Here is a 14185-nt window from a genome sequence, read left to right as displayed (position 1 = left end):
GCCTGCTCAAACCATCGCCAGGGCAGGCAACATGCTGCCTTGGCGTAATAATGCTTCAAAGGCGGGCGCGGCCAGGGGGCGGCTGAACAGATAGCCCTGCATCTGGTCGCAGCCATGCTGGCGCAGGAAGGCCAGCTGCTGCGCCGTTTCCACGCCTTCGGCGATGACGTCCAGGCGCAGGCTGTGCGCCAGCGCGATGATGGCTTGCACGATGGCCGCGTCGTCATCGCTGTGCGTAAGGTCGCTGACGAAGGACTTGTCGATTTTTAATACGTCGATGGGGAAGCGGCGCAGGTACGCCAGGCTCGAATAACCGGTGCCGAAGTCGTCGATCGACAGCTGCAAGCCCAGCGCCTTGAGCTTGCCCATGGTGGCGATCGCCTGTTCCACATCCTGCATCATCATGCTTTCCGTCAATTCCAGCTCGAGGAAACGCGCTTCCAGGCCCGTCACGGCGAGTATTTCCCGCACCGATTGCAGCAAGCCGCTTTGCCGGAATTGCCGCGCAGACAAATTGACGGCCAGGCGCAAACCGCCCAGTCCCTCGCGTTGCCACGCCCGCGCTTGCGCGCACGCCGTCTGCAGTACCCAGGCGCCGATGGGCACGATCAAGCCCATTTCCTCGGCCAGGTGGATGAATTCGCCGGGCGCGATGGCGCCCAGGGTGGGGTGGCGCCAGCGCAGCAGCGCTTCCATGCCCACCACCTTGCCGCTGTCGAGCTCCACCTGCGGCTGGTACACGAGGTGGAACTGGCCACGCTCGAGCGCATGGCGCAACTCGCTTTCCAGGTTCAGCCGGGCCAGCATGCTGGCATTCATGGCCGGCGCGTAGCTTTGCCAGTGGTTGCGCCCCTGTTCCTTGGCGCGGTACATGGCGATGTCGGCATGCTTGATCAGGGTTTCCGCGCTGTCGCCGTCCAGCGGATAGGTGGCCACGCCCATGCTGCACGTGAGAAAGAATTCATGGCCACCCACCAGCAGCGGCTGGGCCACGGCGTCCAGCACGCGCTGCAGGATGAGCTGGCCCGGGTCGCTGTTGGCGTGTTGCGGCAGCAGCAAGACGAATTCGTCGCCGCCGAGGCGCGCCACCGTGTCGACTTCGCGCGTGGCGGCGCGCAGGCGGTCGGCGATCAGTTTCAGCAGGATGTCGCCCGCATCGTGGCCCAGGGTGTCGTTGACGAACTTGAAACGGTCGAGGTCGATGAAGACCACCCACAGGGGCAGGGTGCTGCGGCGCGCCACGGCCATCGCCTGTTCCAGCCGTTCGCGCAGCAATAAGCGGTTGGCCAGGCCCGTGAGGATATCGTGGCGCGACTGGAATTCCAGTTCCTGCTCGAAGCGCATGACGGTGCTGATGTCGTATTGCGCCACGACAAAGTGGCTGACGGGGCCATCGCCATCGTCGCGCACGGGTGCGACGAACAGCTCGCTCCAATAAGTGCTGCCGTCCTTGCGGAAATTGCGCACGATGGCCTTGCCTTCGCGCTGTTCGCTCAAGGCCGCGCTGATGGCATGCATGTCCTGGCGCGCATGCTCCGGCCCCTGCAAGTCTTCCAGGCGCTGGCCGATGACTTCGCCGGCCGCATAGCCGGTGATGCGCTCGAAGGCGGGATTGACGTATTCGATCAGGTAGCCGGGCGCGTCGGCGCTGCACAGGATGATGGCGTTGGCCGAGACTTCGATGATGCGTTCGCGCAAGCGCAGCGACTTTTCATTGCGCATGCGCGCAGCGATATCCTCGGACAGGCGCAAATTGGCAAACTGCAGCGCCGCCGTGCGTTCGCCCGTGATGCGGGCAATCACGGAATTGCGCGACACCAGCTGGTATACATAGGCCGTTGCCAGCAGGCTCGACAGCAGTCCGCCCAGCAGCACATACAGCGAACCGCGATGGTTGGCATCGGGCGCCATGCCTTTGGCCGGCAGCAGGGCCGCGCCCAGCGTATGCCCGCTGGCGTAGTACTGCAGCAACAGCTTGCTGCTTTCCGACTCGATCTGGCGTGCCGAGGCGTAGCACAGGGCCGTCAGGCACAGCCCGACCGTCAGGGTGATCAGGGCCGAGATGGAGACGGAAATGGAGATACGTTTGAAGAATGATTGCATGATGGCGTCCGGTAGCAGCGCCGGCGCCGATCCATGATCCGGCAGCTCTGGCAGTGACTGACTGTAGGGCGGCAGGCGCCGCGGGGTCCGTTCGCTGGCGAACGGACAAGCATGCTTGCAAGAAATATAGTCGGGCCACTGTGCAGGCGCTGTGTTACGCTGCTGCATATGGCGCCCCTCGTTCGGACGTCTTTCACTTCTCTCCCTAGCTGACGACTGGAAACCAGGAAAACTGCCCATGTCGAGTCCGCATGCCCAGCTGCACAACCCGAATCAAAACCATTTACTCGCCGCCATGCTCGACGCCGATTTCGCGCGCCTGGCTCCCCATCTGGAGCAAGTCTCCATGCTGCTGGGCGATGTGATCTACGACTCGGGCGACAAGCTGCAGTATGTATACTTCCCCACCACGGCCATCGTTTCCATCCATTACCTGCTGGAAAACGGCGGCTCGTCCGAGATCGCCGGCGTCGGCAACGAGGGCATCGTGGGCGTGTCGCTGTTCATGGGCGGCAACTCGACACCGAGCCGCGCCGTCGTGCAGACAGGCGGCGTCGGCTACCGGCTCAAGGCCCACCTGCTGATGGAAGAGTTCGACCGCGCCGGCCCCGTCATGCGTTTGCTGCTGCGTTATACGCAAGCGCTGATCACGCAAATGTCGCAAACGGCCGTGTGCAACCGCCACCATACGGTGGAGCAGCAGCTGTGCCGCTGGCTGCTGCTGACCATGGACCGCCTGCCGAACCGCGAGCTGACCATGACGCAGGAACTGATCGCCAACATGCTGGGCGTGCGCCGCGAAGGCGTCACGGAAGCGGCGGGGCGATTGCAGACGCGCGGCTTCATCAGCTACCGGCGTGGCCATATCTCCGTGCTGGACCGCGCCGGCCTCGAAGGCCATGTGTGCGAATGCTATGGCGTCGTGAAGAAGGAATTTACGCGCCTGCTGTCGGACGTGCGCCAGCGCCAAGGCCGCTAAACGCCGCATTTCCCTCTCTTTTATTATTGTCCTAGCCCAGGCTACCCATGTACTCAGTTGAAAATCACCCTAACCGCGCCCCTTCGCGCTGGCCCATGACATTGGCATTCTCGTTCAGCGCCATCGTATTGGTGGTCATCGGCGTGCTGGCCTGGCGCGCGCCGCCTTTTGATGCGGCGATCCTGATCGAGGCCCTGGTATGCCTGCTGTTGCTGATGCTGGTGGCGCTGTACCGGCGCACGGTGTCGGCCAGCCTGCCGCGCCAGCTGCTCAAGGCGGGCGCCTTGCAGGATGCGATTTTCAACAGCGCCAATTTCTCGTGCATCGCCACCGATGCGCAGGGCGTGATCCAGATCTTCAACGTGGGCGCCGAACGCATGCTCGGCTACGCAGCCAGCGACGTGGTCGACAAACTGACGCCGGCCGGTATTTCCGACGCGCAAGAAATCGTCACCCGCGCCGCCGCCCTCAGCGCCGAGCTCGACACCGTCATCACGCCGGGCGTGGAAGCGCTCGTGTTCAAGGCCACGCGCGGCATCGAAGACATCTATGAGCTGACCCACATCCGCAAGGATGGCAGCCGCTTCCCCGCCATCGTCTCCGTGACGGCCTTGCGCGACGCGCAGAGCAAGGTCATCGGCTATCTGCTGATCGGCACCGACAACACGGTGCGCAAGCAGGTCGAGGCGGAACAGGCGCTGCTGGACCAGCGCCTGCGCGAACAGCAGGCGTACACGCGCTCGCTGGTCGAGACCAATAATGCCGAGTTGAAAAAGGCGCGACTGGTGGCGGAAAAGGCCAACCGCGCCAAGTCCGAATTCCTGTCGAGCATGAGCCATGAATTGCGCACGCCCTTGAATGCCGTGCTGGGCTTTGCCCAGCTCATGGCGTCCGACGTGCCGCCGCCCAGCCCGCCGCAGCAGCGTTCGATCGAGCAAATCCTCAAGGGCGGCTGGTACCTGTTGCGCTTGATTAATGAAATTCTCGACCTGGCCATGATCGAATCGGGCAAGGTCACCCTGTCCCAGGAAGCGATGTCGCTGCTCGACGTGCTGCAGGATTGCCAGGCCATGATCGCGCCGCAGGCGGAAAAGCGCGGCATCCGCATGCATTTCCCCCGCTGCGGCAAGGCGTTCTATGTGCATGCGGACCGCACGCGCGTGAAACAGGTGATGATCAACCTGCTGTCGAACGCCATCAAGTACAACCAGGGCGGCGGCGCCGTCACCGTCGAATGCAGCCGGCATGGCGAGCGCGTGCGCGTGAGCGTGCGCGACAGCGGCGCCGGCCTCGACGCGGCCCAGGTGGCGCAGCTGTTCCAGCCGTTTAATCGCCTGGGACAGGAAAACAGCACGGAAGAGGGCACGGGCATCGGCCTGGTTGTCACCAAGCAACTGGTCGAATTGATGGGCGGCACCATCGGCGTCGACAGCACCGTCGGCGTGGGCACCACGTTCTGGTTCGAGCTGGCCGCCAGCAGCGCACCGGAACTGGTGCTGGGCGACGGCGATGCGCTGCCGCAGGTGCAGGAACCGCAGGAAAGCCAGCGCACTTTGCTGTACGTGGAAGACAATCCCGCCAACCTGGCGCTGGTCGAGCAATTGATCGCCCGCCGCAGCGACTTGAAACTGCTGACGGCCATCGATGCGCATCTGGGCATCGACCTGGCGCGCACCTACCAGCCCGACGTGATCTTGATGGATATCAACCTGCCCGGCATCAGCGGCTATGGCGCGCTGCATATCCTGCATGATGATCCCCTCACCAGCCACATCCCCGTCATGGCCTTGTCGGCCAATGCCGTGCCGCGCGACATCGAGAAAGGCTTGCAAGCGGGCTTCTTCCGCTATCTCACCAAGCCGATCAAGGTGGTCGAATTCATGGATGCGCTCGATGTAGCCCTGCACCATGCAGCCGCGCACGGCCTGGCCGACGACACTCACGCAATACGCTAATTCAGCAATCAATTTTAGGAATACCGCCATGCTTCAAGCCACCGAGATCCTGAACGCCAGCATCCTCATCGTCGATGACCAGGAGGCCAACGTCATGCTGCTCGAACAGGTGCTGCGCAATGCCGGCTACACGCGCATCACGTCCACCATGGACCCGCAAGCCGTGCGCGCGCTGCATCAGCAGCACCGCTACGACCTGATCCTGCTCGACTTGCAGATGCCGGAAATGGATGGCTTCGAAGTCATGGAAGGCTTGCGCGACCTCGAGGCGGGCAGCTACCTGCCCGTGCTGGTGATCACGGCCCAGCCCGGCCACAAGCTGCGCGCCCTGCAAGCGGGCGCCAAGGATTTCGTCAGCAAGCCCTTCGACCTGGTGGAAGTCAAGACGCGCATCCACAACATGCTGGAAGTGCGCTTGCTGTACCAGAAGCTGGCCGAATACAACAAGTCGCTGGAACAGATGGTGGAAGACCGCACGGCGGAGCTGCGCGAAAGCGAAGCGCGCTTTCAGCGTTTCACGGAACTGTCGTCCGACTGGTACTGGGAACAGGATGCGCAGGGCAATTTGACGCGCTTTTCCGGCCCCGTGGCCGAGATGCTGGGCATCGGCAGCGAGGAAGAGCCGCAGCGCTGGAATGCCGCCGAGCGCGCCTTGCTCGACGCAAAAATTGCCGCGCGCGAACCGTTTCTCGACTTCATCTACAGCCGCGCCAACCTCGACGGCAGCACGCAGTACCTGCAGGTCAGCGGCGAACCGATGTTCGACAATGGCAGCCGCTTCATCGGCTACCGCGGCATCGGCCTCGATGTCACGGAGCGCTTGCGGGGAGCGTGATTTATACTTGGTGTTATTGATATTGACCAGGAAAAATCATGACTGACAAATCACCACCGCAATACTGGTTCCCCGCCAAGACCTATGGCTGGGGCTGGGGCTTGCCCATCACCTGGCAGGGCTGGCTGGTGTTCCTGGCCGCGCTGGCGCTGTTCGCCTGCGGCGCCTTCCTGTTCCCGCCGCAAACCATGCTCGTCGGCTACATCGTGTATGAAGTGGCCATCGTCGCCGTGCTCATTTTCATCTGCCAGCTGAAGGGCGAACCGACCGCCTGGCGCTGGGGCAAGAAGAAATAATCGTGACGCCATCTGCTGCATTGCAGCAGATGCGCAAAGACGACACCTGCAAGAAATCATCTGGCCACGCGGCGCGAACCGCGTATAATTGGCTCGCTGCCGCAAGGCGGCAAACGCTAGGGGTCCTGCCTTTCGCTGTGGAAACACAGTGCAAGCGCGGGTGAGAAATACCCTCCGAACCTGATCTGGATAATGCCAGCGAAGGGAAGCTTTAGGATGAACGCACCCCGCCTTTCCGCGTGCGTAATTCCGAACCTCCTTAGCTGGCTCCAGGCTTAAAAATAGTCTAGCCAAGGAGCCAAAATGAACGCCAACCCGAAATTCCTCTCCGCCACCGCCACGGTCGACGAAGCCGCCATCGCGCCGCTGCCCAATTCGCGCAAGATCTACGTGCAGGGCAGCCGCCCCGACATCCGCGTACCCATGCGCGAGATCAGCCAGTCCGACACGGAAGCATCGTTCGGCGGCGAAAAGAATCCGCCGATCTACGTCTACGATACCTCCGGCCCTTACACGGACCCGGACGTGCAGATCGACATCCGCTCGGGCCTCGATACGCCGCGCCTGCCGTGGATCATGGAGCGGGCCGACACGGAAGAATTGCCTGGCCCCACCTCCAACTACGGCATCGCCCGCCTGGCGGACCCGAAGCTGGCCGAGTTGCGTTTCAATCTGCACCGCAAGCCGCGCCGCGCCATTGCCGGCAAGAACGTGACGCAAATGCATTACGCGCGCCAGGGCATCATCACGCCGGAAATGGAATTCGTCGCCATCCGCGAAAACATGCGCCGCCAGGAATATCTGCGTGAACTGAAAGCTTCCGGCCCCATGGGCGAGCGCCTGGCGGACCTGATGGGCCGCCAGCACCCGGGCCAGTCCTTCGGTGCCAGCATTCCCGCCGAAATCACGCCGGAATTCGTGCGCGAGGAAATCGCCCGCGGCCGCGCCATCATTCCCGCCAACATCAACCACCCGGAAGTCGAACCGATGATCATCGGCCGCAATTTCCTCGTGAAAATCAACGCGAATATCGGCAACTCGGCCGTCACCTCGTCGATCGGCGAGGAAGTGGAAAAGATGACCTGGGCCATCCGCTGGGGCGGCGATAACGTGATGGACTTGTCCACCGGCAAGCACATCCATGAAACGCGCGAATGGATCGTGCGCAACAGCCCCGTGCCCATCGGCACCGTGCCGATTTACCAGGCCTTGGAAAAGGTCAATGGCAAGGCCGAAGATTTAACTTGGGAAATCTTCCGCGACACCTTGATCGAGCAGGCCGAGCAGGGCGTCGACTACTTCACCATCCACGCGGGCGTGCTGCTGCGCTATGTGCCGATGACGGCCAAGCGGCTGACGGGCATCGTCTCGCGCGGCGGCTCCATCATGGCGAAATGGTGCCTGGCGCACCACCAGGAATCGTTCCTGTACACGCATTTCGAAGAAATCTGCGAAATCATGAAGGCCTACGACGTGTCGTTCTCGCTGGGCGACGGCTTGCGTCCCGGTTCCATCTACGACGCCAACGACGAAGCGCAGCTGGGCGAACTGAAAACCCTGGGCGAGCTGACGCAGGTTGCCTGGAAGCACGACGTGCAAGTGATGATCGAGGGCCCGGGTCATGTGCCCATGCAACTCATTAAAGAAAACATGGACTTGCAGCTGGAGCAGTGCGGCGAAGCGCCGTTCTACACGCTGGGACCGCTGACGACGGACATTGCGCCCGGCTACGACCACATCACTTCGGGCATCGGCGCGGCCATGATCGGCTGGTACGGCACGGCCATGCTGTGCTACGTGACGCCGAAGGAACACTTGGGCTTGCCCAACAAGGCGGACGTCAAGGACGGCATCATCACGTACAAGATTGCGGCGCATGCGGCCGACCTGGCGAAAGGCCATCCGGGCGCACAGATCCGCGACAATGCGCTGTCGAAAGCCCGCTTCGAATTCCGCTGGGACGACCAGTTCAACATCGGCCTGGACCCGGACAAGGCGCGGGAATTCCACGATGAAACCTTGCCCAAGGATTCGGCCAAGGTGGCGCATTTCTGCTCCATGTGCGGCCCCCACTTCTGTTCGATGAAGATCACGCAGGAAGTGCGCGAATACGCGGCCGGCATGGGCATCGCGGAAGACAAGGCGCTCCAGCAGGGCATGGAAATCAAGGCCATCGAGTTCATCAAGAACGGCGCCGAGCTGTACCGCAAGGTCTGAAGGAGAGCGTGATGCCTGCATTGATATCCATCACGCTCAACGGCGCACCGCACCAGGTGCCGCCCGGGCAAACCCTCGATCAATTGATCGCCGCGCTGTCGCTGGAAAACCAGGCGCTGGCGCTGGCCGTCAACCGCAACGTCGTGCCGCGCAAGGCGTGGCCAGGACAGGTCTTGCAAACGCAAGACCAAGTGGAAATTGTACGCGCCATTGGCGGTGGCTGAAAACGTCCAAGCAAACCTACTGCGCGTCGTGCTTTGCGGCCTGTGATGCTCACCGGCTCGGCGCCCCCGTGCTCTAGCACGGTTGCGCGTCTCGGCCACAAATCATCGCCGCTCGCTACGGTTTTCTTCGGACGTTTAAAAACTTAAGGAAAAGCACATGAATACCGCAACACATGACGACCTGCTGACCATTGCAGGAAAACAGTATCAATCGCGCTTGCTGGTGGGCAGCGGCAAGTACAAGGACTTGCCGCAGACGCGCGAGGCGACGGACGCGGCCGAGGCGCAGATCATCACGGTGGCGATCCGCCGCGTGAATATCGGGCAAGACCCGAACGCGCCCAGCCTGCTCGACTTCGTGCCGCCGGACCAGTACACGATACTCCCGAACACGGCCGGCTGCTACAACGCCAAAGACGCCGTCTACACCCTGCAGCTGGCGCGCGAACTGCTGGGCGGGCGCAACCTGGTCAAGCTCGAAGTGCTGGGCGATGAAAAGACCCTGTTCCCGCACATGCCGGAAACGTTGATTGCGGCCGAAGCGCTGGTCAAGGATGGTTTTGACGTGATGGTCTACTGCAGCGATGACCCCATCCAGGCGAAGATTCTGGAAGAGATCGGCTGCGTGGCCGTCATGCCGCTGGCCTCGCTGATCGGCTCGGGCATGGGCATCCTGAATCCGTGGAATTTGTCGCTCATCATCGACCAGGCGAAAGTGCCCGTGCTCGTCGATGCTGGCGTGGGCACGGCGTCGGATGCGGCCATCGCCATGGAGCTCGGTTGCGATGGCGTGCTGATGAACACGGCCATTGCCGGCGCGCGCGACCCCGTGCGCATGGCGCGTGCCATGAAGCTGGCCGTGCGGGCCGGGCGCGAAGCGTTTCTGGCGGGACGCATGCCCCGCAAATTTGCCGCTTCCCCATCGTCGCCGATGGCGGGCCGCCTGGCGTGATGGTGCCGATGCACCGCACCGTGCTCGTGTTTGCCGGCGTCGACCCGTCCGGCGGCGCCGGCATCGCCGCCGATATTGTCGCGATTGCGGCGCAGGGCGCGCATGCCTTGCCCGTGATCACGGCGCTGACGGTGCAGGACAACGACAGGGTCTTCGGCGTGCAGCCGGTGGCGCCGGAATGGCTGCGCCGGCAGGCGCTGGCGCTGATCGACAAGATGGTAATCAGCGCCGTGAAAATCGGCATCCCGGGCAGCGCCGCGAATGCGGCCGTCATCGCGCAGCTGATCGCGCAATTGCGCCAAAGCCGGCCGGACTTGCCCGTGGTGCTCGATCCCGTGCTGGCCAGCGGCCATGGCGACGTGCTCAGCCGGGATGATGCCGTGCTGGCGCTGGCACCCTTGTTGCCGGTGACGACCGTGATCGTACCGAACGGGCCCGAAGCGCTGGCCCTCGGCGGCGAAGCAGCGTTGCGCGCACAAGGCTGTGGCCACGTGCTGGTGACGGGCGGCCACGGCGAGGGCCAGACGATCATCAACCGCTGGTTTGACGCCGCTGGCGGGGAGCGCGAATGGTGCTGGCCGCGCCTGCCCGGAGAATTTCACGGCAGCGGCTGCACCCTGGCCTCGGCCATCGCGGCGCGCCTGGCGCTGGGACAGGCATTGCCTGAAGCGCTTGATCTGGCGCAAAGCTATTGCCATGCGGCCCTGGCCGGCGCGTATGCGATTGCGCCAGGTCAGCTTATGCCGCAACGATTCATTCAATAAGGAAACATCATGCGTGGACTGTATCTGGTTACCCCGAATTGGGACGACACCGACCGCCTGCTCGACGTGAGCGAGCAAGCCTTGCAGGAAGGCGTGGCCCTGCTGCAATACCGCCACAAGAGCGCCGAGGCGCAGCAGCGGCGCGAGCAGGCGGGCGCCTTGCTGGCCCTGGCCCGCAAGTATGGCGTGCCCTTTATTATCAACGATTTTATCGAACTGTGCGAAGAGCTCGACGCCGATGGCGTGCACGTGGGCGGCACGGATGCGTCCGTGGCGCAGGTGCGCGCCCGCCTGGGCAAGGACAAGATCGTCGGCGCTTCCTGCTATGGCGACATGGCCCTGGCAAGGACGGCCGAGGCCGGCGGCGCCAGCTACGTGGCCTTCGGCGGCTTTTATCCTTCGCTGGTGAAAAAGTATCCGGTGACCACGCCCCTGGACATCGTGCTGCAGGCGAAACGCGAGATCGCCTTGCCCTGCGTGGTGATCGGCGGCATGACGCCGGAGAACGCGGCGCCGCTGGTGGCGCGCGGCGCCGACATGGTGGCGGCCATCAGCAGCGTCTTTAACAATGCATACGAGGCGGACGATGTGAATATTGCGGTGCAGCAATTCAATCAATTATTCGCGGCATGAGCATGGACATACGGGGCTGATTTGGGGCAATAATCGGCATATAATAAGAACATCATTCATTACCGAGGTTCCCCACCCATGAGTCAGCCAGCCGCCGCGAAACGCCTTATCCTGATCGTTGACGATGACCAGCTCCTGTTGGAATTCCTCGGCGAAGTCCTGCGCCATGCCGGCTACGAGACGGCCCTGGCCAATTCGGCCGAAGTGGCGCTGCAGCTGGTCGCCCAGCGCGAGCCGGACCTGGCTTTGCTCGACATCCACATGCCGGGCATGTCCGGCCTGGAACTGGCCAAGCGCCTGCATGGCGAGACGGGCGTGCCGTTCATGTTCCTGTCCGGCAGCGGTGACAGCGAATCGGGCAAGCAGGCAGCCGCCTATGGCGCCGTCGGCTACGTGGTCAAACCCGTCGACGAAGGCCGCTTGATGCCGGCGTTCGAAGCGGGCCTGGCCCGTGCCGATGAAATCCGCCAGTTGCGTCGCACCGAGCTGAACCTGAACGCGGCCCTGGCCGCCGGCCGCGAAACGAGCTTGGCCGTGGGTTTGCTGATGGGCAAGTTCCAGACGGACCGCAACACGGCGTTCGAAGTGCTGCGCGACCATGCCCGTTCCAGCCGCCGCAAGATCAATGAAATCGCCAGCCAGCTGTTGCTGGCCGAGGAAACCCTGAACGGCCTGCACGGCGCATTTTTGAACCGGGCAAAGACCAAGTAAGCGTATCCTCTCGCGCCCGCATGCCTGCCTTGCTATGATGTGGCGATACGGCGCGCTGGCGCGCCTGGTTCAACCATTGACAGGACACACATGAAAACCAAAGCAGCGATTGCCTGGAAGGCGGGCGCCCCGCTGACCATCGAAGAAGTCGACCTGGCCGGCCCGCGCGAGGGCGAAGTACTGGTCGAGATCAAGGCCACGGGCATTTGCCACACCGATTACTACACCCTGTCGGGCGCCGACCCGGAAGGCATCTTCCCGTCGATTCTCGGCCATGAAGGCGCCGGCATCGTCGTCGACGTGGGCCCGGGCGTGAAAAGCCTGAAGAAGGATGACCACGTCATCCCGCTGTACACGCCGGAATGCCGCCAGTGCAAATTCTGCCTGTCGCAAAAGACCAACCTGTGCCAGTCGATCCGCTCGACCCAGGGCCGCGGCCTGATGCCGGACGCGACCTCGCGCTTCTCCATCGACGGCAAGCCCATCTTCCACTACATGGGCACCTCCACCTTCTCGAACTACATCGTCGTGCCGGAAATCGCGCTCGCAAAAATCCGCGAAGACGCACCGTTCGACAAGGTCTGCTACATCGGCTGCGGCGTCACCACCGGCGTGGGCGCCGTGCTGTTTACGGCCAAGGTCGAGGCGGGCGCGAATGTCGTCGTGTTCGGCCTGGGCGGCATCGGCCTGAACGTGATCCAGGCGGCGAAGATGGTCGGCGCCGATAAAATCATCGGCGTGGACATCAACCCGGCGCGCCAGGACATCGCGCGCAAGTTCGGCATGACGCATTTTGTCAACGCCAACGAAGTTGAAAACGTCGTCGACACCATCGTGCAGCTGACGGACGGCGGCGCCGACTACAGTTTTGAATGCATCGGCAACACCACCACCATGCGCCAGTCGCTCGAGTGCTGCCACAAGGGCTGGGGCCAGTCCATCATCATCGGCGTGGCGGCGGCCGGCCAGGAAATTTCCACCCGTCCATTCCAGCTGGTGACGGGGCGCGTGTGGAAAGGTTCCGCCTTCGGCGGCGCGCGCGGCCGCACGGATGTGCCGAAGATCGTCGACTGGTACATGGAAGGCAAGCTCAATATCGACGATTTGATCACGCACCGTCTGAAGCTCGACGACATCAACCAGGGTTTCGACCTGATGAAAAGCGGCGAATCGATCCGCTCCGTCGTGCTGTATTAATTGAAATACGCCGTATCACGGCGTTTTTGCGGAGGCTGCGGCCTCCGTTTTTTTTGCCCCGCGTGCCATCCATCGTCCGTGTCTGCCATCCAGGCAAGTCTTTTTGCAGCCTGTCGCACCGCGCTGGAGCCGTGCGCCATCCATCGCTACAGTCAATGCTCCACTACTTTTGCGACGAGGCAGCCATGTCCACTTCCCACCGTTTGATCCTCAGCCTGGCCGGTATCCTGATCAGCGGCAGCGCGCTGGCCGTGCAGCCGCCGCAGCCGCCCGCGCCGCCGGCCGCACCGGCCGCGCCGAGCAAGAAAATCAGTATTTCGATGGGCAGCGGCGATGGCTATGCGCTCGTCGACAGCAGCGAGGATAGCGTCACCATGGCCGGCACCGATGTCGACGGCCAGCAGATCAAGCAGCTGCAGCGTTCGCTCAAGGGACAGTTCCTGTGGTTCCGCGACCAGGGCAAGGGCTATGTGACGCAGGATGCCACGCTGCTGGCCCGCGTGCGCGACGCCTGGAAGCCGTCGCAGGATCTGGGCTTTCAGATGAGCGGCCTGGGCAAGCAGATGAGCGAACATGGCAAGGCGATGGGCGAACTGGGCAGCAAGATGGGCGCCCATGGCGCGGCGCAGGCGAACGTCGGCGCGCGCGATGTGGCGCAACTGCAGGCGCTGGGCCGCAAGATGGGCGAGGCGGCACGCCGCCAGGCGCAGGCCACCACGGAGACGGCGCGCCGCGCGGCCGGACGCGAGGTGGAACGCCTGCAGCAGCAGATGGAAGATGCGCAGGACGCCATGGAAGAGGTCAACGACCGCATTGCCACCGCGCAAGAACGCGAGGCGGACAAGGTGGATGTGCTGTCGCGCCAGATGGATCAGCGCGGCAAGCCGATGGAAACCCTGGGCAAGCAGATGGAAGCGCTGGGACGCCAGCAGGAAAAAGCCACGAAGGCGGCCGACAAGGCCACGCGCCAGGTGATCGCCCAGGCGCTCAGCGAGGGCAAGGCCAAGCCGGTGCGCTAGACTTGCTTCCATACGGCGGCCACGGCGCGGTATTGCGCCGGCAGCTGCGCCCTGGCCTCGTCTTCGCTCGCATACACCTCATCCTGCAGCGTTTCCCAGCGAGCGTCGCAGCTGAAACGGTAGACGCGCGCCTCGCCCGCATACTGGCACACGGCCAGGCCGTGGATGGCGACGGGGGCGGTGCCGTCTTCACTGGCGACGTGGCCGAAGGGCTGGTCGGACCAGGCCCAGGCCAGTACGCGGGCGCCGTCGAGGTGGGTGGGTGGTGTCATGGGGATACAGGCCGTTGTGTCGGGATGC

Annotated in this window: 14 protein-coding genes and 1 riboswitch; of the genes, 12 read left to right on the top strand and 2 right to left on the bottom strand. The window is 63.4% G+C overall.

Features of this window, described 5'->3' with window-relative positions:
* Positions 1 to 6: 6 nt before the first annotated feature.
* Positions 7 to 2103, bottom strand: coding sequence for an EAL domain-containing protein (locus IGS60_RS23500; RefSeq protein WP_230506364.1), 2097 nt, complete (start codon positions 2101 to 2103; stop codon positions 7 to 9).
* A 238-nt stretch (positions 2104 to 2341) separates the two neighbouring features.
* On the opposite strand from IGS60_RS23500, the gene IGS60_RS23495 reads away from it, so the two are divergent.
* The 12 genes from IGS60_RS23495 (at position 2342) to IGS60_RS23440 (ending at position 13885) form a co-directional block, all read left to right on the top strand.
* Positions 2342 to 3082 carry a Crp/Fnr family transcriptional regulator gene (locus IGS60_RS23495; RefSeq protein WP_070222685.1) on the top strand — a complete coding sequence of 247 codons (741 nt, stop codon included), beginning with the start codon at positions 2342 to 2344 and terminating at the stop codon, positions 3080 to 3082.
* A gap of 215 nt (positions 3083 to 3297) precedes the next feature.
* Positions 3298 to 5037 (top strand): ATP-binding protein, encoded by a 1740-nt coding sequence (locus IGS60_RS23490; RefSeq protein WP_070222854.1) that lies wholly within the window; start codon positions 3298 to 3300, stop codon positions 5035 to 5037.
* Between the two features lie 28 nt (positions 5038 to 5065).
* Positions 5066 to 5872 (top strand): response regulator, encoded by an 807-nt coding sequence (locus IGS60_RS23485; protein WP_070222683.1) that lies wholly within the window; start codon positions 5066 to 5068, stop codon positions 5870 to 5872.
* Between the two features lie 38 nt (positions 5873 to 5910).
* Entirely contained in the window at positions 5911 to 6168 is a 258-nt protein-coding gene (locus IGS60_RS23480; protein WP_070290027.1) for a hypothetical protein, read from the top strand.
* 108 nt (positions 6169 to 6276) lie between these two features.
* Positions 6277 to 6392: riboswitch (TPP riboswitch) on the top strand.
* Positions 6393 to 6471: 79 nt separating this feature from the next.
* On the top strand, positions 6472 to 8385 hold the full coding sequence (gene thiC, locus IGS60_RS23475) for a phosphomethylpyrimidine synthase ThiC (protein ID WP_070312415.1): 1914 nt from the start codon (positions 6472 to 6474) through the stop codon (positions 8383 to 8385).
* 11 nt (positions 8386 to 8396) lie between these two features.
* Positions 8397 to 8609: a sulfur carrier protein ThiS gene (gene thiS, locus IGS60_RS23470; protein ID WP_170846499.1), complete on the top strand. Its 213-nt coding sequence runs from the start codon at positions 8397 to 8399 to the stop codon at positions 8607 to 8609.
* Positions 8610 to 8766: 157 nt separating this feature from the next.
* A complete protein-coding gene (locus IGS60_RS23465) occupies positions 8767 to 9561 on the top strand; it encodes a thiazole synthase (RefSeq protein ID WP_070290029.1) in 795 nt (264 codons plus the stop codon).
* Between the two features lie 8 nt (positions 9562 to 9569).
* Entirely contained in the window at positions 9570 to 10325 is a 756-nt protein-coding gene (locus IGS60_RS23460; RefSeq protein ID WP_230506363.1) for a hydroxymethylpyrimidine/phosphomethylpyrimidine kinase, read from the top strand.
* A gap of 9 nt (positions 10326 to 10334) precedes the next feature.
* Complete coding sequence (gene thiE / locus IGS60_RS23455) at positions 10335 to 10958, top strand: thiamine phosphate synthase (protein ID WP_230506362.1); 624 nt, start codon at positions 10335 to 10337, stop codon at positions 10956 to 10958.
* Positions 10959 to 11036: 78 nt separating this feature from the next.
* Positions 11037 to 11669: an ANTAR domain-containing response regulator gene (locus IGS60_RS23450; protein WP_070222669.1), complete on the top strand. Its 633-nt coding sequence runs from the start codon at positions 11037 to 11039 to the stop codon at positions 11667 to 11669.
* Positions 11670 to 11759: 90 nt separating this feature from the next.
* A complete protein-coding gene (locus IGS60_RS23445; RefSeq protein WP_035824628.1) occupies positions 11760 to 12866 on the top strand; it encodes an S-(hydroxymethyl)glutathione dehydrogenase/class III alcohol dehydrogenase in 1107 nt (368 codons plus the stop codon).
* A gap of 185 nt (positions 12867 to 13051) precedes the next feature.
* Positions 13052 to 13885 carry a hypothetical protein gene (locus tag IGS60_RS23440; protein ID WP_230506361.1) on the top strand — a complete coding sequence of 278 codons (834 nt, stop codon included), beginning with the start codon at positions 13052 to 13054 and terminating at the stop codon, positions 13883 to 13885.
* Here IGS60_RS23440 and IGS60_RS23435 read toward each other — a convergent pair.
* Positions 13882 to 14157, bottom strand: coding sequence for a hypothetical protein (locus tag IGS60_RS23435; protein ID WP_230506360.1), 276 nt, complete (start codon positions 14155 to 14157; stop codon positions 13882 to 13884). The two genes, IGS60_RS23440 and IGS60_RS23435, sit on opposite strands and share 4 nt — an antisense overlap.
* Positions 14158 to 14185 lie beyond the last annotated feature (28 nt).

Origin of the sequence: Janthinobacterium sp. FW305-128 (assembly GCF_020858135.1) — a bacterium.
Lineage (GTDB): Bacteria > Pseudomonadota > Gammaproteobacteria > Burkholderiales > Burkholderiaceae_D > Janthinobacterium.
This window is presented reverse-complemented; position numbering and strand designations above follow the sequence as displayed.

Coding starts and splice junctions, on each gene's coding strand:
- IGS60_RS23500 (WP_230506364.1), bottom strand. CDS start 2,103: ATGCAATCATTCTTCAAACGTATCTCCATTTCCGTCTCCATCTCGGCC.
- IGS60_RS23495 (WP_070222685.1), top strand. CDS start 2,342: ATGTCGAGTCCGCATGCCCAGCTGCACAACCCGAATCAAAACCATTTA.
- IGS60_RS23490 (WP_070222854.1), top strand. CDS start 3,298: ATGCTGGTGGCGCTGTACCGGCGCACGGTGTCGGCCAGCCTGCCGCGC.
- IGS60_RS23485 (WP_070222683.1), top strand. CDS start 5,066: ATGCTTCAAGCCACCGAGATCCTGAACGCCAGCATCCTCATCGTCGAT.
- IGS60_RS23480 (WP_070290027.1), top strand. CDS start 5,911: ATGACTGACAAATCACCACCGCAATACTGGTTCCCCGCCAAGACCTAT.
- thiC (WP_070312415.1), top strand. CDS start 6,472: ATGAACGCCAACCCGAAATTCCTCTCCGCCACCGCCACGGTCGACGAA.
- thiS (WP_170846499.1), top strand. CDS start 8,397: ATGCCTGCATTGATATCCATCACGCTCAACGGCGCACCGCACCAGGTG.
- IGS60_RS23465 (WP_070290029.1), top strand. CDS start 8,767: ATGAATACCGCAACACATGACGACCTGCTGACCATTGCAGGAAAACAG.
- IGS60_RS23460 (WP_230506363.1), top strand. CDS start 9,570: ATGCACCGCACCGTGCTCGTGTTTGCCGGCGTCGACCCGTCCGGCGGC.
- thiE (WP_230506362.1), top strand. CDS start 10,335: ATGCGTGGACTGTATCTGGTTACCCCGAATTGGGACGACACCGACCGC.
- IGS60_RS23450 (WP_070222669.1), top strand. CDS start 11,037: ATGAGTCAGCCAGCCGCCGCGAAACGCCTTATCCTGATCGTTGACGAT.
- IGS60_RS23445 (WP_035824628.1), top strand. CDS start 11,760: ATGAAAACCAAAGCAGCGATTGCCTGGAAGGCGGGCGCCCCGCTGACC.
- IGS60_RS23440 (WP_230506361.1), top strand. CDS start 13,052: ATGTCCACTTCCCACCGTTTGATCCTCAGCCTGGCCGGTATCCTGATC.
- IGS60_RS23435 (WP_230506360.1), bottom strand. CDS start 14,157: ATGACACCACCCACCCACCTCGACGGCGCCCGCGTACTGGCCTGGGCC.